The organism is Paraglaciecola sp. (genome assembly GCF_039942875.1).
Taxonomy (GTDB): Bacteria; Pseudomonadota; Gammaproteobacteria; order Enterobacterales; family Alteromonadaceae; genus Paraglaciecola.
This window is the reverse complement of the sequence record NZ_JBDVBQ010000026.1, coordinates 209,021-230,332: the sequence shown is the minus strand read 5'-3', so window position 1 is coordinate 230,332 and position 21,312 is coordinate 209,021. Positions and strand designations below refer to the sequence as shown.

Annotated in this window: 20 protein-coding genes, 2 tRNA genes and 2 pseudogenes; 9 read left to right on the top strand and 15 right to left on the bottom strand. The window is 39.9% G+C overall.

The window, feature by feature from the left end:
• The first annotated feature begins 1 nt into the window (after window position 1).
• Window positions 2-472 (top strand): type IV pilin protein, encoded by a 471-nt coding sequence (locus ABJE44_RS09395; RefSeq protein ID WP_348111777.1) that lies wholly within the window; start codon window positions 2-4, stop codon window positions 470-472.
• A gap of 19 nt (window positions 473-491) precedes the next feature.
• On the opposite strand, the gene ABJE44_RS09390 is transcribed toward ABJE44_RS09395, so the two are convergent.
• From ABJE44_RS09390 to ABJE44_RS09380, 3 genes and pseudogenes are all read right to left on the bottom strand, one after another.
• Window positions 492-686 carry a YwbE family protein gene (locus tag ABJE44_RS09390; RefSeq protein WP_348111776.1) on the bottom strand — a complete coding sequence of 65 codons (195 nt, stop codon included), beginning with the start codon at window positions 684-686 and terminating at the stop codon, window positions 492-494.
• Between the two features lie 12 nt (window positions 687-698).
• Window positions 699-953, bottom strand: a pseudogene (locus ABJE44_RS09385) (endonuclease III); the annotation flags it as partial.
• A gap of 129 nt (window positions 954-1,082) precedes the next feature.
• Window positions 1,083-1,976, bottom strand: a complete 894-nt coding sequence (locus ABJE44_RS09380) for an AraC family transcriptional regulator (RefSeq protein ID WP_348111775.1) — start codon at window positions 1,974-1,976, stop codon at window positions 1,083-1,085.
• 210 nt (window positions 1,977-2,186) lie between these two features.
• Here ABJE44_RS09380 and ABJE44_RS09375 point away from each other — a divergent pair, with 210 nt between their 5' ends.
• The 3 genes from ABJE44_RS09375 to ABJE44_RS09365 are packed head-to-tail and all read left to right on the top strand — an operon-like array spanning window position 2,187 to window position 4,633.
• Complete coding sequence (locus ABJE44_RS09375) at window positions 2,187-3,137, top strand: SDR family oxidoreductase (protein WP_348111774.1); 951 nt, start codon at window positions 2,187-2,189, stop codon at window positions 3,135-3,137.
• Window positions 3,138-3,164: 27 nt separating this feature from the next.
• Window positions 3,165-3,884, top strand: a complete 720-nt coding sequence (locus tag ABJE44_RS09370) for a fibrobacter succinogenes major paralogous domain-containing protein (protein WP_348111773.1) — start codon at window positions 3,165-3,167, stop codon at window positions 3,882-3,884.
• On the top strand, window positions 3,869-4,633 hold the full coding sequence (locus ABJE44_RS09365; RefSeq protein ID WP_348111772.1) for an alpha/beta fold hydrolase: 765 nt from the start codon (window positions 3,869-3,871) through the stop codon (window positions 4,631-4,633). The genes ABJE44_RS09370 and ABJE44_RS09365 overlap by 16 nt, the downstream gene beginning before the upstream one ends.
• An 85-nt stretch (window positions 4,634-4,718) precedes the next feature.
• Here the strand turns inward: ABJE44_RS09365 and ABJE44_RS09360 are convergent.
• Window positions 4,719-4,958 (bottom strand): annotated as a pseudogene (locus ABJE44_RS09360) ((Fe-S)-binding protein); the annotation flags it as partial.
• 365 nt (window positions 4,959-5,323) lie between these two features.
• Between ABJE44_RS09360 and ABJE44_RS09355 the strand changes: the two are divergent.
• Window positions 5,324-5,635 carry a DoxX family protein gene (locus ABJE44_RS09355; RefSeq protein WP_348111771.1) on the top strand — a complete coding sequence of 104 codons (312 nt, stop codon included), beginning with the start codon at window positions 5,324-5,326 and terminating at the stop codon, window positions 5,633-5,635.
• A gap of 22 nt (window positions 5,636-5,657) precedes the next feature.
• Here ABJE44_RS09355 and nth read toward each other — a convergent pair whose 3' ends face one another.
• The 9 genes from nth to ABJE44_RS09310 all read right to left on the bottom strand — a co-directional run bounded on the left by nth (window position 5,658) and on the right by ABJE44_RS09310 (window position 12,604).
• Entirely contained in the window at window positions 5,658-6,290 is a 633-nt protein-coding gene (nth, locus tag ABJE44_RS09350; protein ID WP_348111770.1) for an endonuclease III, read from the bottom strand.
• Between the two features lie 33 nt (window positions 6,291-6,323).
• Entirely contained in the window at window positions 6,324-7,022 is a 699-nt protein-coding gene (locus ABJE44_RS09345) for an electron transport complex subunit E (protein ID WP_348111769.1), read from the bottom strand.
• Entirely contained in the window at window positions 7,015-7,695 is a 681-nt protein-coding gene (gene rsxG / locus ABJE44_RS09340) for an electron transport complex subunit RsxG (RefSeq protein WP_348111965.1), read from the bottom strand. Before rsxG ends, ABJE44_RS09345 begins: the two co-directional genes overlap by 8 nt.
• A 46-nt stretch (window positions 7,696-7,741) precedes the next feature.
• Window positions 7,742-8,836 carry an electron transport complex subunit RsxD gene (rsxD, locus tag ABJE44_RS09335; RefSeq protein WP_348111768.1) on the bottom strand — a complete coding sequence of 365 codons (1,095 nt, stop codon included), beginning with the start codon at window positions 8,834-8,836 and terminating at the stop codon, window positions 7,742-7,744.
• Window positions 8,833-11,082, bottom strand: a complete 2,250-nt coding sequence (gene rsxC / locus ABJE44_RS09330) for an electron transport complex subunit RsxC (protein ID WP_348111767.1) — start codon at window positions 11,080-11,082, stop codon at window positions 8,833-8,835. The genes rsxD and rsxC overlap by 4 nt, the downstream gene beginning before the upstream one ends.
• Before the next feature lie 8 nt (window positions 11,083-11,090).
• Entirely contained in the window at window positions 11,091-11,660 is a 570-nt protein-coding gene (gene rsxB / locus ABJE44_RS09325; protein WP_348111766.1) for an electron transport complex subunit RsxB, read from the bottom strand.
• Window positions 11,660-12,241 (bottom strand): electron transport complex subunit RsxA, encoded by a 582-nt coding sequence (gene rsxA / locus ABJE44_RS09320; RefSeq protein WP_348111765.1) that lies wholly within the window; start codon window positions 12,239-12,241, stop codon window positions 11,660-11,662. The genes rsxB and rsxA overlap by 1 nt, the downstream gene beginning before the upstream one ends.
• Window positions 12,242-12,399: 158 nt before the next feature.
• Window positions 12,400-12,476, bottom strand: a tRNA-Asn gene (locus ABJE44_RS09315).
• 51 nt (window positions 12,477-12,527) lie between these two features.
• Window positions 12,528-12,604: transfer RNA gene (locus ABJE44_RS09310), tRNA-Asn, on the bottom strand.
• A 1,022-nt stretch (window positions 12,605-13,626) separates the two neighbouring features.
• Between ABJE44_RS09310 and ABJE44_RS09305 the strand changes: the two genes are divergently transcribed.
• From ABJE44_RS09305 to ABJE44_RS09290, 4 genes are all read left to right on the top strand, one after another.
• Complete coding sequence (locus tag ABJE44_RS09305; protein WP_348111964.1) at window positions 13,627-14,940, top strand: MATE family efflux transporter; 1,314 nt, start codon at window positions 13,627-13,629, stop codon at window positions 14,938-14,940.
• Window positions 14,937-16,946 carry an excinuclease ABC subunit UvrB gene (gene uvrB, locus ABJE44_RS09300; protein WP_348111763.1) on the top strand — a complete coding sequence of 670 codons (2,010 nt, stop codon included), beginning with the start codon at window positions 14,937-14,939 and terminating at the stop codon, window positions 16,944-16,946. The genes ABJE44_RS09305 and uvrB overlap by 4 nt, the downstream gene beginning before the upstream one ends.
• Window positions 16,947-17,112: 166 nt before the next feature.
• On the top strand, window positions 17,113-18,027 hold the full coding sequence (locus ABJE44_RS09295) for a LysR family transcriptional regulator (RefSeq protein WP_348111762.1): 915 nt from the start codon (window positions 17,113-17,115) through the stop codon (window positions 18,025-18,027).
• A 201-nt stretch (window positions 18,028-18,228) separates the two neighbouring features.
• The gene (locus ABJE44_RS09290) at window positions 18,229-19,440 is read left to right on the top strand and encodes an aminotransferase class V-fold PLP-dependent enzyme (RefSeq protein ID WP_348111761.1); all 1,212 of its coding nucleotides are present in this window, start codon (window positions 18,229-18,231) and stop codon (window positions 19,438-19,440) included.
• Here ABJE44_RS09290 and ABJE44_RS09285 read toward each other — a convergent pair.
• Together ABJE44_RS09285 and ABJE44_RS09280 are read right to left on the bottom strand one after the other, a co-directional pair.
• Window positions 19,431-20,072 (bottom strand): GntR family transcriptional regulator, encoded by a 642-nt coding sequence (locus ABJE44_RS09285; protein WP_348111760.1) that lies wholly within the window; start codon window positions 20,070-20,072, stop codon window positions 19,431-19,433. The genes ABJE44_RS09290 and ABJE44_RS09285 overlap by 10 nt on opposite strands.
• A 4-nt stretch (window positions 20,073-20,076) precedes the next feature.
• Entirely contained in the window at window positions 20,077-21,249 is a 1,173-nt protein-coding gene (locus ABJE44_RS09280) for a benzoate/H(+) symporter BenE family transporter (RefSeq protein WP_348111759.1), read from the bottom strand.
• Between the last annotated feature and the right edge of the window lie 63 nt (window positions 21,250-21,312).

Sequence of the window (21,312 nt, the reverse complement as noted above, 5' to 3'; positions counted from 1 at the left end):
AATGAGATTAAATAACAAACAAAAGCACAAAGGTTTTACCTTAGTAGAGCTGATGATTACAGTCGCAATTGTTGGGATCATTACCGCCATTGCGTTTCCAAGTTATCAAGGCTTTATTAAAAGTACCAACCGAGGTGCAGCGCAAGCTGATTTAATGAGTTTAGCATCAGCTCTTGAAAGGCATAAAGCAGCATCATTTACCTACAAAGCGGCGGCAGAGTCATCTGCTGATACAGGTAAGCCAGAGATTTTTCATCAACATTCACCATCTAATGAACCTTACGATGACCGTCAGTATGACTTATATATCAGTGAAGCAAGTGGCAGTGCATATGTTATTGAAGCTCGGCCTGTTACAGGTAGCCTTCAAGCATCAGATGGCAAGCTTGCGTTTTATAGTGATGGCAGGAGAGCGTGGGACGAAAACAATAATGGTAGTATTGGTAGTGATGAATATTGTTGGAATTGTTAACTGACAAAAGTACTAATTTTTAGCTGTGGATAGCTTTAACGCGACCCACAGCACCATCTTCAAGTTTGACTTTTATTCCATGGGGGTGTTGTGGTGAATTTGTTAATATTCTTGCTACATAACCTTCTGTTAACTTGCCACTGCTTTGATCTTGTTTCATAACAATAGAAACCATATCACCTATTTTTATATTTGCACGTTTATTACCTTCCATTTATATACCCCTTTAATCGTCGCTTGTTTTATCTTTAAATTCGCACAGATCTTCTATGATACAACTACCACAGCGCGGTTTACGAGCAACGCAGGCATAGCGACCGTGCAGTATAAGCCAATGGTGTACATCCACTTTAAATTCTGTAGGAACAACCTTAAGCAGTTTCTGTTCTATTAAATCTACGTTTTTGCCCATGGCGAACTTGGTTCGATTAGATATGCGATAAATATGCGTATCTACCGTAATAGTAGGCCAGCCAAAAGAAAAGAAAGATAGCTGGAAAATGGACTACCTATTGGTAATATTTAGCGATTTTCTTCAATGTTTCCAGTTTATTAACATAGTTGAATCATTCAGAGTAAACCGTGGGAATGAAATTATTTTATTCGACACTCAAGACTTGTTGTTATTTCTTTCTATTGTTTGGCTCCATTGCTTTGGAGCTTGACCGTACATTCTTTTAAAATCTCGACTAAATTGCGATGAACTAACATAGCCGACTTCCATGGCTGCGACATTAACATTTCTCCCTTCAGCAATTTTCATGGCGGCGTTGTTAAGTCTCATAGATTTAACAAATTGGATAGGTGACATATTCGTAGCTTGTTTGAATTTACGATGGAACACCGCGCGACTCATACCGACCTGGTGCGCTAGGTTTTCGATTGTTACAGACTCGTTTAGGTTAGAAGACAGCAATTCAATCGAACGAGCAATTTCGTTTCCTACTCCAAATGAGCGTCTGACCGCGTAGCCTGAATCTCCTTTTAATATTGCATAGTAAAGCTCTCGTATACGGCTACTACCAAGTATTGCTATATCTGTAGGACTTTTTTCTAACATTATTAGCCGATATAGAGCGTCAGTGAACGCCTCATCCCAATTAGCTGTGGATATGCCCTGCGGATGCACAGACTCTTTGACTTTGTATGTCACGCCAGTAGCACTTTCCAATTCAATGGTTAACTCAGTCATCACTCTAGCATTTAAAGATATGTACACACCCATAAGAGGGTTATCAGGAGAAGCTTCTGGGGTACCAGCTTCTATCGGCATAGACATAGTGCAGCAAATATATCTATTTTTATCATAGTAATGTTTATTGCCATTCCAAATGGCTTCTTTTCCACCACTGACTATTGCCGTAATAGATGGTTCGTATAGTGCGGGAGCACAGCGAATTGGCTCCGTTATTTTAAACAATTGCACGCCACTAATTCGGGTTTCTATCATGCCACTTTGGCCTACTTTTGTGTCAATGAGCTGTTTAATTAACTCTTTACTCATGTGAATTGCCTGCACTCCTATGAAATTATCTTCAAATTAACCAGATGAGCATCAAAAATCAACATGATGATACAAATAGGCAATTTTTAGAGATTATTCCGCCTATTTAGTCCTAAGCAAAGAGATTATATTAGCTTCATAAAATAATTTGAATTTTGAACCAGCAGGTGCTTTAGCTATTACTGGTTTAACTAATACTGAAGGTGATTTATGACTACTACGAATCAATTTGGTCCGAATGGTTGGACCCCAGAGCGTATCGACTCACTTACCGGCAAGACCTTTGTGATCACTGGTGCAAATACTGGAGCAGGTTTTCAAGCCACACGTATCTTGTTGTCTAAGGGCGCTATTGTGGTGATGTTAAACCGCAACCCAAGTAAATCAGAAGCTGCAATCGCAGAGCTTAAAAAGGAATTTGGTGATGCTGCCGCAGTCAGTTATATACGAATGGATTTAGCAGAGCTAGCCTCTATTAGACAAGCGTCAGAGCAAGTAATAGCGCAAGTCCCTAAAATTGATGCGCTTATGTGTAACGGCGCTATCGCACAGATCTCTACCCAGCAATTAACGGTAGATGGATTTGAAAGCCAACTAGGGGTAAATCATTACGGCCATTTCTTATTGTGCGGTTTACTTTTTGATCGCATCGAAGCATCACAGGGCAGAATTGTGGTGGTGTCGAGTGAAGGCCATAAAATGGGGATAAGAGGCATTCAGTTTGACGATATGAATTGGGATAAAAATTATCATCCAAATAAAGTGTATAGCCAAAGTAAACTTGCCCAAATGATGTTTGCTTATGAATTACAAGATAAGGTCAAAGCTGCAGGTAAAAATGTCAAAGTTTACGTTTGTCACCCTGGGGCATCTAACACCTCCCTGATCAGAGAAAGCGCCAGCTTTATGACCAGAATATCTTGGTCATTCATGGTTAAGATAGGCATTGCGCAATCTGCAGAAAAAGGCGCTTACCCAGAAGTGATGTGTGCAACCGAAGATAGCTTAAAGGAGCGTGCTTATTACGGCCCAACTGGGTTTATGAATTTCGGAGGCCCAGTAGGAGAAGGCAAACTTGAGTCATTTGTATTAAACAAAGAGCTATTAACCAAGTTATGGGCGCTATCTGAAAAAGAAACATCTATTTATTGGCCCTTCTAATTCAATCTATTATGTTTGGCAAAAATTATGAAAACATTAATCTTTATTTTGGGGATAGGTATGTTAACTCCTATAACGTCATCAGCTAATGACGAAAATAACCTTAAGAGTAGCGCACAAGACGTTAGTCAAAACGCTAACCAAAAAACAGTTCAAGATATTGACGGTAACACTTATCGCACAGTGAAAATTGGCGAGCAAATCTGGTTAGCTGAAAACTTAAGAGTCACTAAATATCAAGATGGAACTAAGATTAATACTGGTTTTATTCCCAATGATAAAGAAGAAAATCTATTAAAACATGGCCGACTCTACGGTTGGCACGATGTTGTGGATGAGCGAAACATTTGCCCAGTTGGCTGGCGAATAGCATCAGATGATGATTGGAAAGCCTTGGAAAGAAGTATTGGTATATCTGAGTCTGAACTAAATACACACGGCTGGAGAGGTGAAAATGATATTGCCATTACACTTAAAGCAGAGCAACCAGCCACAATTTTTAAACGTTTTGATCAGTCACAGGTAAACAAATATCAATTCTCAGCTAGCCCAGCGGGTGTCAAAATTGGCAATTGGTATCTGACACAAGGTATGTATACAGAATTTTGGACCGGCAGCTCTGCCACTGAAAAACAAGCCTACGCTAGAACCCTTGCTTATTCCTGCTGGAATACACACAAGGGAGAAATTCGCCGGGAAAAGCTAAACAAGAATTACATGTTTTCTGTAAGATGCGTGAAAAATTAGAGCCAATAATGAGAAAGAGCATAGTTACCAGCATTCTATTTTTTCTAAGCCTGCAATTAGCTGGCTGTGCCAGCTCTGCTGCAAGCTTACCTACCTACAAACCAGATGATGAGCTTGTAGTGCTAGCGCATGGGCTAGGGAGAAGCGACTGGGCAATGTGGCGTTTTGCACAACGATTAAAAGATGCTGGCTATAAAGTCTGTAGCTTGGATTATCAGAGTATCGGTGTAAGTGTTGCTGAGGTATTGACAGAAACAAGCACCCAAATCGACGCATGTATTTTAAACGCCCCAAAGGTGCATTTTGTGGGGCACTCCCTTGGCGGTTTGGTTATTAGAGCTTACCTACAAAATAAAACTCACAAGTTACAAAAAGCTAAAATTGGCGAAGTTGTACTCATTGGTACCCCCAATAAAGGCAGTGAGTTGGCAGATCATTTAAACGACTCATGGTTAATGGAAATTGGGGGCGGCATAAGTCGCGCATTGGTTACTGGGACTCGCAGCTTAGGCAACAACTTGAATGCCTTAGATGTGAATATCGGAGTAATTGCTGGAACAAAATCATTTGCCCTAACCAATGCAAACTTTACAGGCCCAAATGATGGATTAGTTTCGGTGGCGTCAACCAAGCTAGATACCATGAGTGATTTCATTACCATTGAAGTGAGTCATTCTATGATGCGTTATAACCAAGAAGTTGCCCAGCAAACCATTTACTTTTTGCAAAAAGGAATGTTTAAGCATTAATGAGTGATTTAATAATATTTCAGATCGGATTAGTTACATTTGTTTAGGTAAAACAACTTACTTAATATTAGAGATATTTTATCGCTTACTCTGTTTTATCTTTTAATTCACACAAGTCTTCAATAACACATGCGCCACAGCGCGGTTGACGGGCCATACAAATGTATCTGTCATCTAGTATCAACCAATCATGCACGTCCACTTTAAATTCAGCCGGTACCACTTTAAGCTGTTTCTGTTCAGCTAAATCGACGTTTTTGCCCATGGCGATCTTAATGCGGTTGGAAACACTGAATATATGTGTATCTACCACAATGGTAGGCCAGCAAAGCACAAGGAAGGTAGAGGTTATTTCTAAGCGTTTAATATGATTACATTTGAGTATTTGCAAACAATATTTTGAATGGGTTCATTCTGATACGTAGTGATATGTACTAGTTTCAAAGCTTGAGTTCTGAGAAGGCATTCCAAATTTCAGTCGCTACTGGACCAAGCATTTTTGATTTATTTTTTATCAAATAAAATGGAAATGTACTTGAACATTTTTTATCTGCGACCCTAATTTTCTGTAAGGCTCCCGAAGCTAATTGATTAGAAATGAAGTGTTCAGGCAACATTCCCCAACCTAGACTATGGGATATGAGTTTATGCTTCGCTTCAAAGCTGTGAAATTGATAATCTTGAGAGAAAATGATGAAAAAAATATTACTTTGGGTGCCGCTGGTACTACTTGGATTGGTAATGATTTTGGCTGGTGGAGCCAAATTAGCTGGTTTACCGGAGGTACACGCTAGTTTTGCAAAAATGGGGTTGCCACAGTGGTTTGGATATTTTATTGGGCTGGCTGAGTTACTCGCTGGTATTGCAATGTTTGTCCGCAAGTGGACCACACTGGCCGCGACTGGAGTCATTCCAGTAATGATTGGTGCTGTTTACTATCATATTGCTTATGAAGAACCTTCAGCAATTCCTGCTCTGATATTTATCGCTTTGGCAGTTTAGCCCTTTAAAAGCAAACGATTAACTAATCTACTTTATCTTTAAATTCACACAAATCTTCGATAATGCAAGAACCACAGCGTGGTTTACGGGCAACGCATGTATAACGCCCATGAAGAATAAGCCAATGATGAACGTCAACTTTAAACTCAGTAGGCACCACTTTCAGTAGCTTTTGTTCTACTAAATCGACGTTTTTACCCATAGCGAATTTAGTGCGGTTAGATACTCTGAATATGTGAGTGTCTACGGCAATTGTAGGCCAACCGAATGCAGTATTGAGTACTACGTTTGCAGTTTTGCGACCAACCCCAGGTAGTGCTTCCAGGGCTTCTCTATTTTCGGGTACTTCACCACCATGTAAGTCTACTAACATTTGGCAGGTTTTCATGGTGTTGACGGCTTTAGTATTAAACAAGCCTATAGTTTTGATATAGCTTTTTAGCCCTTCTAAGCCTAAATCTAATATGGCTTGTGGCGTATTGGCAACGGGATAAAGTTTGTCAGTCGCTTTATTCACCCCAACGTCCGTTGCTTGGGCTGATAACAAGACTGCTATTAGTAATTCAAAGGGGGATGAAAAGTTTAACTCTGTAGTGGGGTGAGGGTTAGCATTCCTTAATCGAGTCAAAATCTCTAAGCGTTTTTCTTTATTCATTATGTTTGGTCTTATGTTCTTTGGGCTGGTGATTTAACTTTCTGTTGTTACTCTAGCCCGCTCGACTACTTTAGTTTCTTTATTAGCTGCAAAGAGGTTTTCCATATGGCTATCAAGTACATTTTTTAAGGCGATTAACAAACCCATACCTAGGAACGCCCCTGGTGGCAAAATAGCTAATAAAAATGGACTATCTGTTTCAAACACGGTGACTTTTAAGCTGGTGGCCCAATTCCCTAAAAGTAAGTTTGCACCATCAAACAATGTACCGTAACCCAATAGTTCACGAAATCCGCCTAATAGAACTAAAACTAAGGTAAATCCCATCCCCATCATGAAACCATCAAAAGCTGATTTGCCTATGGTATTTTTAGATGCATAGGCTTCCGCTCGTCCGATAATGGCGCAGTTCGTAACGATAAGTGGGATAAATATGCCTAAAGCTTGATATAATTTAAAAGTGTATGCGTTCATTAAGAGTTGCACTATGGTTACAAATGCAGCAATTATCATCACAAAAATAGGGATCCGAATTTCGTTAGGGACCCAGTTTCGTATAATGGATACACAAGTATTTGAGCCAATTAACACTAAGGTCGTCGCAAGCCCTAAACCCAAACCATTGGTTAGCGTTGCTGTAACCGCTAGTAACGGACATAGGCCAAGTAATTGCACCAAGGCGGGGTTGTTTTTCCAAAGACCTTGCCAAGTTAACTCTTTAAGCTCATTCATCGTTAGAAACCTTTTGACTTCTCTGCTGGGTAATTGAGCAGCCATTTATTTCGCTTGAAATATCTACTTGATTAGCGAGGTAATATTCGACGCTCTTTTTAACTGCATTAACAACTGCTCTTGGGGAGATAGTTGCTCCTGTAAATTGATCAAATTGCCCACCGTCTTTTTTAACAGCCCAATTAGACAGTAAGGCGTCTGAATAGATCTTGTCATTAAAAGATAATACCCAGTCATTTATTCGTAAATCTATTTTATCACCTAAACCTGGCGTTTCTTTGTGCTTGATTACGCGAACGCCAGTTACCAAAGCTTCACCTGGGACTGATGCTGTTTTTACGCCGACCAATAACTCTATTTTTCCGCTATATCCATCAGGCGCAGTAGTCTCAATGGCTACTGCGGTAGGCTCACCTTTTAGTGTTGCTCGATAGATGTGCTTTGGTAACTTATCACCGAGTAAAGGTGCTGAACTTACAATAACGCAATCAAACTGTATCTGGTTATCATAAGAGCCTTTGTCTATTACTGCATTTAGCGTATCTAATAATTTCTTTTGTTTTTGAGCCGCTATTTGTTCTACTGTCCCAAAATAAGTAATTGATATTAATGCCGTGGTAACAAGGGCGAAGACGGCTAAAATAATGCCATTTTTCCCCATAGAATCCTTGATAGAGGTGGGTGTTTCTGGCTGTTGCTCTACTTGTTCGCTTTCATGCTCACTCATCGTTTATTCTCTGTTTATTCGTCTTAGTAGGGCTGTGACCATAGGTACGAGGTCGGGTGTAATAGTCAATAAGTGGCACAGCCATATTCATTATCAATACGGCAAAAGCGATAGCATCTGGGTATCCGCCCCAAGTGCGAATAACGTAAACCCAAAAGCCAATTGCGGCCCCAAATACCAATCTACCTTTATTGGTAGTGCAGGCTGATACCGGGTCTGTGGCAATAAAAAATGCACCAATAATGATACTGCCATTTAAAATGTGAAATATGCCAGAAGGGTAAATATCAGCATCAAAAATTGACATAATAACGGCACAAATTAAAGTTGCGGCCAACATACCCCCGGGTATATGCCAGTTAATAACTTTTTGCTTGATAAGATATAAACCGCCTAATAAATACCCTAGACTTATCCAACTAGACGCCACACCTAAACCAGGAATTAAGCTATCAAAAATTGGCAACTCTATACTTTCTGAGTAGGTTAGGTTCTGTGCTATGGCTGTTTTTGCTGTATCTAATGGCGTTGCCATGGTGACACCATCATAATTAGTTTTCAATTGCGCAATGCTAAACCCATCCACACTAAAGCCTGTAAAAATAACATATAAGGCATCATGAAAATTGTGACCATACTGTGCTAGCCCTGTAGGTGGCAGCCACTGAGTCATTTGTACAGGAAAAGAAATAAGCAACATTACGTAGCCAGCCATCGCGGGATTAAATACATTAAACCCTAAGCCTCCATATAGCTGTTTTACTATGGCAATAGCAAAAAAGCTGCCTAATACTACTACCCACCAAGGTGCAAAAGGGGGGATACTAATCGCCAACAGCACAGCTGTTAATATTGCACTATAGTCTTTAATCGCACTTTCAAAATCTTTCTTACGTAACTCCAAAATGGCTGCTTCTGTCACCACTACGGTAATAATGGCTAACATTACTTGAACTAGGGTGCCCCATCCAAAGAACCACGTTTGTAATAATACTCCGGGTAATAAGGCTAAGATAACCATTCGCATTACCTGCCCGGTGTTTCTGCGGACATGTTGGTGCGGAGAGCTGGTTAATTTAAAATTCATGATTTATCGTCTTCTGTATTCTGTGAAGCATCTTTTGCGGCCTTTTTTGCTTTTGCTTTTGCCACAGCTGCTGCAATTCTTTGCTTTTTCTGATCTAGCTCTTGTGACTCATTATTGTCTTTGTCTAAGGACTGAGGTGTATCTTGTATAGTAGTTACGTCATCCGCTAATACTTGGCTTGAATTTGCGGCAAGTTTTTTAGCTTTGGCTTTAGCCACAGCGGCGGCTACACGCTGTTTTTTCAGTGCTAAATTTTCAGCTTGGCTATTGTCTGATTGTGTCTCTTTTTCCACAGCACCATTAGCGTTATCAGAGTACTCAATGCTAGTCTGGGCTTCTTTTTCTGCTTGTTGTTGAGCTATCTTTTTAGCTTTGGCTTTAGCGATAGCAGCGGCTACCTTGGCTTTTTTATCTATTGCCGGTTTTTCTGTATTGTCTAAGGTATCGGCTACATCTGCATCTTGACGCGTTACTTTATTGTCAGCTGAATCAGTATCACTGATTTCAGCTGGTTTTAAGTTGGCGGTTGCTGACTCAGTTTGCTGTAGCGCTTTTTGTGCCGCTTCTTTTTTAGCCTTGGCTCTGGCAATGGCTGCTTGGACTCTCTCGTTAGAACTAGCTTTGGTTCCATTATTCTCGTTGGTTTGGGGGTGTTTTGCAGGCTCGTCAGCATTACTCATATCTTTAGCTGTCGCTTCTTTTTTGGCTTTGGCCCTTGCTAAAGCAGCTGCAATTTTATCTTTTGCGGTATTACCACTATCAGACATTGCTTGTTTTCGGGCTTCAGCCGCTAAGCGATGTTTTTCATCTCTCGCTTCTTGTTCTGCTATTAATCTAGCTGCTCGTTTTTCAAAGCGCTCTCTTGCTTTGTCTGCTTTGACCTTTTCGTCTTGCTCTAACTTAATCTCAGATTTAGCTACTCGATAATAATGAACAAGAGGAATATCACTTGGGCAAACATAGGCACATGCACCACATTCAATACAATCAAATAAATTGTAATCTTGAGCTTTGTCTAACTCTTTTCCTTTAGCATGCCAAAATAACTGTTGAGGGAGTAAATTTGCAGGGCAAACATCAGCGCAAGCGCCACATCTTATACAGGCTTGCTCTTTTCGTGTTTGGCTTTCTTTGGTGTCGGGTAACAGAATACAGTTTGTGGTTTTAACTACAGGTACACTTTCATTCGTGATGCTAAAACCCATCATAGGGCCACCCATGATGGCTTGAGGTTGTTTTTGAGCTTTACTATTGTAATTTGCTTCATTAAACAAATGTGAAACAGGGGTGCCAATCGGGACCCAAAAGTTTCCAGGTGTTTCGACTGCTCCACCAGTTACTGTTACCACTCTTTGCACTGAGGGCTTTCCTGAAAATATCGCATCAGAAACCGCAAAACACGTACCTACATTATGCATGATCACGCCAACATCAATAGGTAAACCCTTAGCCGGTACTTCTCTGTTGGTTAATACTTGGATCAGTTGTTTTTCGCCACCTGCAGGATATTTTGTTGGAATAGCAATTACTTGGTAGTTTGAGTTTTCCTTGCAGGCCACTTCCATGGCTTCTATCGCTTCGGGCTTATTTTTTTCAATCGCGATAACAACACACTTTGGATTTAGCAAGTGACATAATACGTCTATGCCCTGTCTAATCTGCCACGCATGTTCACGCATTATTCTATCATCAGACGTAATGTAAGGTTCGCACTCAACGCCGTTAATAATTAAAAATTCTACCTGCTTTGTTGTGCCTATTTTTATATGGGTTGGAAATCCTGCTCCTCCCATGCCGCTGATCCCCGCATTACAAATAGCACCTATTACGTCCATCTTGGACTGTTTTTGATAATCAACCATGGGAGTGAGGGGGAGCCATCTATCTTGTTGATCAGTTTCTATTTTAATCGTTAGTTCTGGTAAGCCAGAAGGGTGGGCTGAAACATGCTCGCCTATCGATAGTATTTTTCCTGAGCTCGGGGCGTGTATTGGCACCGCAAAAGGGTTGCTACTTTGAGTAAGTGGCTCGCCTTTTAATACAGCTTGTCCCTCAGAAACAATCACCTGGCCTTCTACACCTATATGTTGTTTTACCGGTACATACAAATATTGCGATAAGGGTAACTGTGCAATTAGATTTTGATTTGATAATGTTTTTTGCTCAGCAGGAAATACTCCACCGTGGAAATCCCACAGTTCGTTGTTCTTTAGCTTCTTAACAATGTCATCAAAGTTATTATCCATACTTGTGCTTACTTCACCTGTTTTATGGGTATGCTTTTATCTATATCCCAGCGCCAACTCGCAGTGCTTTGTGGTACGGGAAACATATCAATACAGTCAACAGGGCAGGGCGCCACACATAAATCGCAGCCAGTACACTCATCAGCTATGACTGTATGCATTTGTTTAGCTGCACCTAAAATAGCGTCCACAGGGCAAGCTTGAATACATTTAGTACACCCAATACATTCAGCTTCACGAATAAAGGCTACTTTTTTGACATCTTCTGTACCATGGGCCGCATCTAAGGATTTAGCTTCCACTCCCATCAAATCAGCGAGTTTTTTTATAGTTGCTTCGCCACCTGGAGGACATTTGTTAATGTCATCACCATTTGCGATAGCTTCTGCATAAGGTTTGCATCCGGGGTAACCACATTGCCCACATTGGGTTTGTGGTAGAATTTCATCTATTTGTTCAACTAAAGGGTCGCCTTGGACTTTGAATTTTACAGCGGCAAAACCCAATACCAAACCAAATATTAGGGCTAAGACCCCAATGGCGCATAATGCGGTAAATATTGCGAAACTTAATGACATTAAAATTTCACCAAGCCAGTAAAGCCCATAAATGCCAATGACATTAAACCAGCTGTAATCATACCAATAGATGCGCCTTTAAAGGGTTTTGGAACGTCAGCTATCGCTAATCTTTCACGCATAGCTGAGAATAAAATGAGAACCAGAGAAAAACCTACTGCTGCACCAAAACCATAAATAATAGATTCTACAAAGTTGTGGTCGTGATTGATATTAAGTAAGGCTACTCCGAGCACTGCGCAATTTGTAGTTATTAACGGCAAAAATATTCCAAGTAGACGATACAAGGTGGGACTGGTTTTATGAACTACCATTTCTGTAAATTGTACCACTACAGCAATAACAAGAATAAAACTTAAGGTGCGTAAATAACCTAAACCCAAAGGCAATAGAATATAATGCTCGACTAAATAGCTAGATAAAGAAGCAAGGGTGAGAACAAATGTTGTCGCCATGGACATACCAATAGCCGTTTCTAGCTTTCCTGAGACTCCCATAAATGGGCATAAACCAAGAAACTGTACTAACACAAAGTTATTGACTAAAACGGTGCCGATTAAAAGTAGTAAAAATTCACTCATCTTAAATGGTATGTGCCTGAGGTTGTTATAGGGTACTCATTATCTTTATTTCAGAGCCTATTAACAACTTGATATTCAATTGTTTACTGGGAAAAGTTGAATAGTGGAAGAAAAACGTAAAATAAAGAAGGTTGTGATTACATAATAGAAGCTTGAATTGGCTCCCCCTCCCCGACTCGAACGGGGGACCTGCGGATTAACAGTCCGTCGCTCTAACCAGCTGAGCTAAGGGGGAATTCAATTTGCGTTGAATATAAATTATAACATTCATTTTCTGTAGCGATATTGGCTCCCCCTCCCCGACTCGAACGGGGGACCTGCGGATTAACAGTCCGTCGCTCTAACCAGCTGAGCTAAGGGGGAACATCTATCGTCACTTCAAAACAGAAGATTTAGTTAATCAAGCTGCTTTTCAACGGTGGCGAATCTTAATGAGCATCCTGCTCTCTGTCAATACTCGTCGGCAAGTATTTTAATGTTTTTAATGAATTAATTTTTTATGGCAAAATCATTGTTTTATTTTTGTGCAAATCGTTCAAATTCTATGTGTTTTTACTTAAAGATCGTTTTTATGGTTTGTTATAGCTTTTTGTTATTAATAATGTGTTGGGCACTGTTTTTAATTACAGTGTTTAACGAAACTGTAACCTTTGAAGGCCTTGCAAAAGGTTAGTGGTTACCAACGTAAAGTCTGTGGGGATCTATCTTCACCCAGCGTAATATAAAGCGCCTAGGCAGTTATCCACTTAACCTGTGGATAAGGTTGTGAATTAAATTGTAACTTAATAAAATTTGAACGCGGTTTCTTTGTCAATAGGTCAAATTAAAAAGATCGGAAATATTTTAAAATTACTTTAATATCAATTGCTTATGGTTTTTTTGGTCGGTGACGTAAATAAAAAATAAATTTTATATTTTTATTTACAATTTCTTGTGTGTTGTTTTTAAAGAAAAAAATAAAAGTAGCCTCAATTTTGTTTTTTTAAATTTTAAATTAAGGGTTTATTTTCTTTATGCTTTGTACTAGACCGCTGTCACACAAATGTAATAACGGAAAAGCGTCAAAATTTAGACTAAAGTATGTCTTTTATTTGATACACTTCTAAATATTATTTTTGTTAACAATATAGCAACATTTTTAACTTGGAAAATAGCCAAAAACTCAATCAAAATCGCGTATTATTGAGCTGAATTATTATAATGCCCTGTCTTTAGACAGGTTTGAAATTTAACTAGCCATTTTTTTGTCATATGTTTGACCCAATCTTTAGTTCTATTTCCACGCAAAACTTAATCAAATATAGTGAGTATTTTTAGTCTTGAAAACAAAAGCTAAGCAGTCCCCAGATTTGTTGAATAACAATATTGCAGTGACAATTCGAAAAATGACGACTCCAATGATCATCGGTATGGTTGTTATGATGACGTTTGGTTTAGTTGATACGTTTTTTATCGGTATGCTGGGCACTCAGGAACTCGCTGCTATTAGTTTTACATTTCCGGTCACCTTTACCGTCATTAGCTTAAATATTGGGTTAGGGATTGGCACTTCTGCCGTTATTGCAAAATTATTAGGAGCAAGAAAACAAACCCAAGCAAAAGAAACGGCTACAGGTGCTTTGATGTTAACTATGTTGATGGCAGTTGTGCTCGCCGTCCTTGGTGTATTCACAATCGACCCAATTTTCAAATTGATGGGGGCAGATGAAGCATTACTGATATTTATTCGTGAGTATATGGTGATTTGGTATGGTGCTGGTGTCTTTTTGTCTATGCCTATGGTGGGTAACAGTGTATTGCGGGCTGCTGGAGATACCAAAACACCCAGCATTGTTATGGCCACAAGTGGTGTCATTAACGTTATTTTAGATCCCCTTTTAATTTTTGGCTTGGGTCCAATATCAGGGATGGGAATTCAAGGAGCCGCTCTGGCGACACTAATCGCTTGGGGACTTGCGGTTATTTACATATTCTATATTTTGGCGATACAGCGGCAGTTAATAGAGCCTAGGTTGCTTAATTGGCAAGAGTTAAAACGTAGCTCAGGTGGTATCTTAAAAATAGGTTTGCCAGCGGCTGGTGCAAATATGCTAACACCGATTTCAACGGGAATAGTTACGGCTATTATTGCAGGTTACGGGCCTTCTGCGGTGGCTGCTTGGGGAGTAGGTGGTCGGTTAGAGTCAATAGCATCCATAGTGGTGTTGTCTTTATCTATGTCATTACCTCCTTTTATTAGTCAAAACTTAGGGGCAAATAAGTTAGAGAGAGTGAGCGAAGCTTTTTCGGTTTGTGCTAAATTTGTTTTGGTTTGGCAGGGCCTTATTTTTATTATTGTTGCGTTATTGTCTAAGTTCATCGCTGGTATTTTTACGGATGAGCCTGATGTAGTAAAAATCATTGTGTTATTTTTAGTTATTGTACCAATCGGATATGGTTTCCAAGGGCTCACTATTTTAGCGAATTCATCTTTTAACGCTATGCATATGCCAATGGCAGCTTTATCTCTAAATATTATAAGGCTTTTTGTTTTTATTGTGCCTTTTGCATTTATTGGTAGTCACTACTTTGAGTTAGTGGGGCTGTTCTGGGGGGCGGTTGCAGCAAATGTAATTGTTGGATGTATTGCATTTATTTGGTTTAAAAAAGTGTTAAAAACACATTTGGCAGTTGAAAATATGAAGAAAGAGTTGGTATGAGCAGAGCATTTGAAATTTCGTCAGAGTATTCACCAGCAGGGGATCAACCCTCCGCAATAAAAGCATTAGTTGAAGGCTTAGAAGATGGACTTGCTAGGCAAATTTTACTAGGGGTAACAGGCTCTGGTAAAACGTTCACTATGGCTAATGTCATCTCTAAAGTGCAACGGCCTACTTTAATCTTGGCTCACAATAAAACCTTAGCTGCGCAATTATACGGTGAGATGAAAGAGTTTTTTCCAAACAATGCGGTGGAATACTTCGTATCTTATTACGATTACTATCAACCAGAAGCTTACGTTCCTTCTAGTGATACTTTTATAGAAAAAGATGCATCTATTAATGAACATATTGAACAAATGCGTTTGTCTGCCACAAAGTCTTTAATGGAAAGGCGAGACGTTATTATTGTATCTAGTGTATCGGCTATTTATGGTTTGGGTGATCCTGAGTCTTATATGAAAATGTTAGTGCATTTTCGTCAAGGGGATATCATGAATCAAAGGGATATTTTGAGGCGTCTGGCTGAAATCCAATATACCCGCAATGATGTGGCTTTTGAGCGTGGTACTTTTCGAGTACGAGGTGATGTGATTGATGTATTTCCAGCCGATTCTGAGCGCCATGGTATCCGCGTAGAGTTATTTGATGAAGAAATTGAACGGATCAGTATCTTTGATCCATTAACCGGGGCCGTGGAGAAAACCGTTACACGTGCCACCGTTTTCCCTAAAACCCATTACGTCACACCCAGAGAAAAGATTTTAGATGCCATTAAACATATTAAAGTTGAGCTGAAAGAGCGCCAAGAACAGTTGAAGTCAGTCAATAAGTTAGTAGAAGAACAAAGGGTTTCACAGCGTTGTCAATTTGATATAGAAATGATGCAAGAGTTAGGTTATTGCTCTGGAATTGAAAACTACTCGCGGTATTTGTCTGGTCGTAACCCCGGTGATCCGCCTCCAACATTAATCGACTATTTTCCTGCTGATGGTTTGATGTTTATTGATGAGTCTCACGTAACGGTTTCTCAAATTGGGGCTATGTATAAAGGTGATCGTTCCCGTAAAGAAACATTAGTAGAATATGGGTTTCGATTGCCATCCGCTTTAGATAACCGTCCATTAAAATTTGAAGAATTTGAACAGATTACCCCGCAAACCATTTATGTTTCAGCTACCCCTGGGAAGTTTGAGTTAGCAGCAGCTCCCGATGACATAGTAGAGCAAGTGGTTCGTCCTACAGGCTTAATTGATCCTGAAATAGAAATCCGTCCGGTTGCCACCCAAGTTGATGACTTGTTATCTGAAATTCATATCTGTGTTGCAAAGAATGAGCGTGTCTTGGTTACAACCTTAACTAAGCGTATGGCCGAAGACCTCAGTGATTACCTTGATGAACATGGCGTTAAAGTGCGTTATCTACACTCAGATATCGACACTGTTGAGCGAATTGAAATTATAAGAGACTTGCGGATTGGTAAGTTTGATGTGCTAGTGGGTATTAACTTACTTCGAGAAGGTTTAGATATGCCGGAAGTATCTTTAGTTGCCATACTTGACGCAGATAAAGAGGGTTTTTTACGGTCAGATAAATCTCTTATTCAAACAATGGGACGGGCGGCAAGGCATATAAATGGTCGAGCCATTTTATATGGTGATAGGATAACCGGCTCTATGCAACGGGCCATTGATGTCACAGATGCAAGGCGTGAAAAACAAATTGCCCATAACGTGGCAAATGGTATTACCCCCAAACAATTAAATAAACCTATTACTGACATTATGGATTTAGGGGATGGTACATCTGATAATAAAGTGAAACTTAGGCTGGTGGCCGAAAGCGCTAAGAAGTATCAAGCTCTCAGTACGCCTCAGATTTTGCAGAAAATTACTGAATTAGAAAAAGTGATGTTTAAGGCCGCAAAAGAGTTAGAATTCGAAAAAGCGGCGAATTTAAGGGATGAAATTGAAGCATATCGGGCTCAGATTGTAAAAAATTCTTAATTTTTTAAAATCTCCCCGAGCTAAGCAATTCGTGGGCTGAGTAAGATTTTGGGCGCTTAAAAATTGGTGTGATTAGATATTATGCTAAAATTTACGTTGTAATCCTCTCAGGCCTTTTTTAATATGGTTATTAGTATCAATAAACATACCTATATATGGATGCGCCATGTTAAACCGTCTTCAAGAATCGGATATCAAATTACTACGAGTTTTTTATGCTGTAGCTTCATGCAATGGCTTTACTGCAGCAGAACCAGTGCTTCGTATGCAGCGCCCTAATATTAGTGCTGCAATTAAAAAGTTAGAAGAGCGTTTAGATTTAGTTTTGTGTCACCGCGGCCGTGGTGGCTTTCAAATGACAAAAGAAGGCGAAGTCGTTTTCCAAGAAACTAAACGTATCTTCAACTCTTTTGATAACTTTGTGTTTAACTTAAAAAGTCTACATGATGATTATTCTGGTCATATTACTTTAGTGATGATGGCTGGGTTACCCTTGTCGTATCATTTAGCCGTCAGTAAGTCTGTTAAAAGCACCATGAAAAAATTTAATGATATTCATGTCAATATACAGACCCGGTTATATAACGAAGTAGAACATGTTGCCCTATCTGGTGAGTGCCACCTTGTATTATCAACTTACGATATGGTTAAACCTGAGTCTGTCACTTTCCATCCTATAGAGTTAGCATGTAAAGGACGTTTATATTGTGCGCCATCTCATCCTCTAGCCAAATACAAAGACGGTTTACCAGCTAGCATTAATATTAGCGATTATCCTGCTATAGGTATTTCTGGCTTGTCATCAGCCAATTATATTAGTGATGATATACGCATGGGCATTCAAACATTCTCTGATTCTTTTGATGCGTGTTTATCAGCCATAATGACAGGTGAGTATGTCGGCTTGTTGCCGGACTATATGTTAACTAACCAAGCGGCTGGTTTAGGACTAGTACCAGTGGGTGGTAGCATGTTTGAGTTCAGTCATGATTTGTTTGTGATGAACGGTAAAAACACCCGTTTGAATCCAGTTCTCAGGCATTTGATTAAAGAAATCTCCTACTTTATTCAACAAGTCTAATTCATTTTTACCTTTGTAAATTCAGTAGAATATCCAAGAGCATTGGTGTTCTACTGTTAATCCCTTATTAAATAATTCTATTCTTAGTTATTTTAAGCATCAAATATAAATAACTGATGTGAATCTTGACTATTTTAAGCACTACATTCCCATAATTTTCAGTATACTCATTGACTTACCTCATAACACTAAGGAACCACTGTGCGAATTAAGTCGCCTGATAATATCTTGTCGCTAGATAATATTTTACCTGAAGAACCACTACTTATGATGGGGGCGGGACCTGTGCCTATTCCTGCCAGAGTTGCGGCGGCTAATGGGATTGTTATCAATCATCTAGGCGATACTATGGCGCAAATTATCGAGCAAGTTAAATTGATGTCTCGATATGTGTTTCAAACAGAAACTGGGCATATTTTAGGGGTAGCAGGCCCAGGCTCTGCAGCAATGGAAATGGCTGTGGCTAACTTAGTGGTACCGGGTAGTAAAGTATTAAGCGTGTGTAATGGCTTTTTTAGCGGTCGTTTAGCTGAAATGGCTGAGCGTGTAGAAGCAGATGTTGTACGTTTAGTGGTAGAAGAGGGACAAAGTGCAGATCCTCAAGTCGTTGCTGAGTATATTGAAAAGCACCAGCCTCAAGTATTGACCATAGTCCAAGGTGAAACCTCGAGCACAGTATGTAATTCTCAGTTGGCAGCAATAGCCGCTACAGCAAAAGAGCACAATTGCTTAGTGATTGTTGATGCCGTGTGTACCTTAAGTACCATGGAGTTCGATATGGACGCTTGGGGAATAGACGCGGTTATTACTGGAGGGCAAAAAGGTTTGTCGTGCATACCTGGGGTGTCACTTATTGGGTTTTCAAATAAAGCGTGGGAGCATATCCAATCTCGTTCAGATCAATTACGTCATTGGTGTTTAGATGCTAAGTTGGCTGACCAGTTTTGGTACAAAAAGTCTTATCACTATACCGCACCCGTATCTGGTATTTTGGCCATTCATGAAGCGTTGCGTTTAGTTTGCACTGAGACTCTAAAAAGTAGATTTGATAGACATCAACGTAGTTCTTTAGCCCTGCAGGTGGGTATAGAAACAATGGGATTAGATTTATATGTTAAACCCGCTGCCAGACTCAACTCAGTGGTAGGGATCACTGTACCAAATGGAATAGATGCAAAACAGCTATTAAGTACTATGTCTAACCGATACAAGGTTGAAATATCAGGTTCTTTTGGTGCAAATATAGTGCGTATAGGGCAAATGGGAGAGCAGTGTAGGGCCCATAACCTGTTTCGAACCCTACACGCTTTTGGTACGAGTTTTAATGCCCTTGGTCACAAACTCGATGTGCCTGCTGGCATGGCGGCTTTAGAAAGCTCATTAGATAAAAGTGGCTTTGTGGATCACATCTGATTGTTGAGGTAGGCCACTAATTTCTGGCCTGCCTGACTAATATGTTGTTTCAGAATTTGTTGGGCTTGACCTAGTTGCTTTTTCTGTAAGGCACTTAATAATTGATAGTGTTCTTTTTGACTGTTTTTTTGATAGTTTAATTCCATATTTTGAAAGCCGATATATCTAGAACATAATTGATGTAAGTTGTTTATATTATTAAAAAGTGTGGGCCTGTTTGCAGCCTGATACAAGACCCCATGAAACTGCCAATTCAATTCGCCATGGGTTTGTATTGTGAGCCCAGGTTCTTCTAATTGCTCTAAAATGTCGGTTGCTTTGCCCATTATTTGATGATTGAGATGGGTCATTGCGTAGCCCAAAATAAGAGGCTCTAAGTGGCTGCGTATTAGATATAGGTCTTCAGCTTCAGTGGCGTTTAGTGGATTAACCATGGCCCCTCGTTTACCACTCGTAATAAGCCAACCTTCATTTTTTAATCGTTGTAATACATCCCGTATAGGAATTCGACTTACCCCATATTGATTTGATAATTGCTCTTGTTTTAGGGCAGTTCCAAGGGGCAGTTTATTGTCTCTAATATCTTGCTTCATCTGTATGTAGAGAGTCTCTGCAGGTTGTTTAGATATCATCTGACTATCCTTTTTTACTCAATGCCAAGGCGGCCAAGCCGATTAATATTCCCCAGAATGCCGATGCAACATCAAAAAAAGATACCCCAGAGGCAGTCACCAAAAATGTTATGAGTGCCGCATCTCGATATTCGGGCGCTTGAAACGTCCCATGCAAACTGGCACTGATTGTACTAAGTAATGCTAAACCGGCTAATGCAGAAATCATGGCTGCCGGAAACGCCGCAAATAGACTAACAACAGTGACACCGAAAACACCAAACAAAATATTAAATAGGCCAGCAAATACCCCAGCAATATAACGTTTTTCTGGATTGGGATGGGATTCAGAACTGGCACAAATGGCGGCCGTTATCGCCGCTAGGTTTAAAGAAAAAGCGCCAAAAGGTGCAAATACTATATTAAGTAAGCCCGTCCAACTAAGGATCGGTGATATGGGCGTTTGCTCATAATTAGCAGAGCGCAAGATAGCAACACCGGGCATATTTTGTGATGTCATAGTGACAATAAATAAAGGGATCCCAACACCTATGAGTAAGCTTAAATTGAAACTAGGCGTGGTCCAAATAGGAGTAGATAGCCCCCATTTTACTTGATTCAAATCGACTAAATTAAAAAAGTAGGCACATATAAAGCCACTGAGAAGCACCGCTAGAATCGCATATCTAGGTAACCACCTTTTAGCAATGAATAAGGTGAAGATCATTATCCCTACCATAAGCGGTTCGGCTTGCAAGGATACAAATGTATTTAGGCCAAATTGCACTAAAATACCCGCTAGCATTGCTGAAGCAAGTGGCATAGGGACACGTTTAGTCAGCGCGTCAAACCAACCAGATAGGCCAGTCAACAAGGTTAAAGCGCCAACAAAAACAAAAATACCCAATGATTCGGAGATAGTTGTTCCCGTTAAACTGCTCGCTAATAATGCCGCTCCCGGAGTAGACCACGCAATAATAATAGGGCGTTTGTAATATAAAGATAGCCCTAAGCAGGCTAGGCCCATACTGATACCCAAAGCCCATATCCAAGAATTTATCATTGCTTGGCTTGCACCGGCGGCAACCGCAGCTGTATATACAATAACCCAAGCACTTGCGTAGCCTACTAACACAGCGACAAAACCAGCAGTAATAGCTGATAAACTTATATCTGAGGTGAATTGCTTAACGTTCAATTTTTGTATTCTTTTTATAAAATGTATACAAAATTTATCATGTTTTTCATCATGCTTATAGTG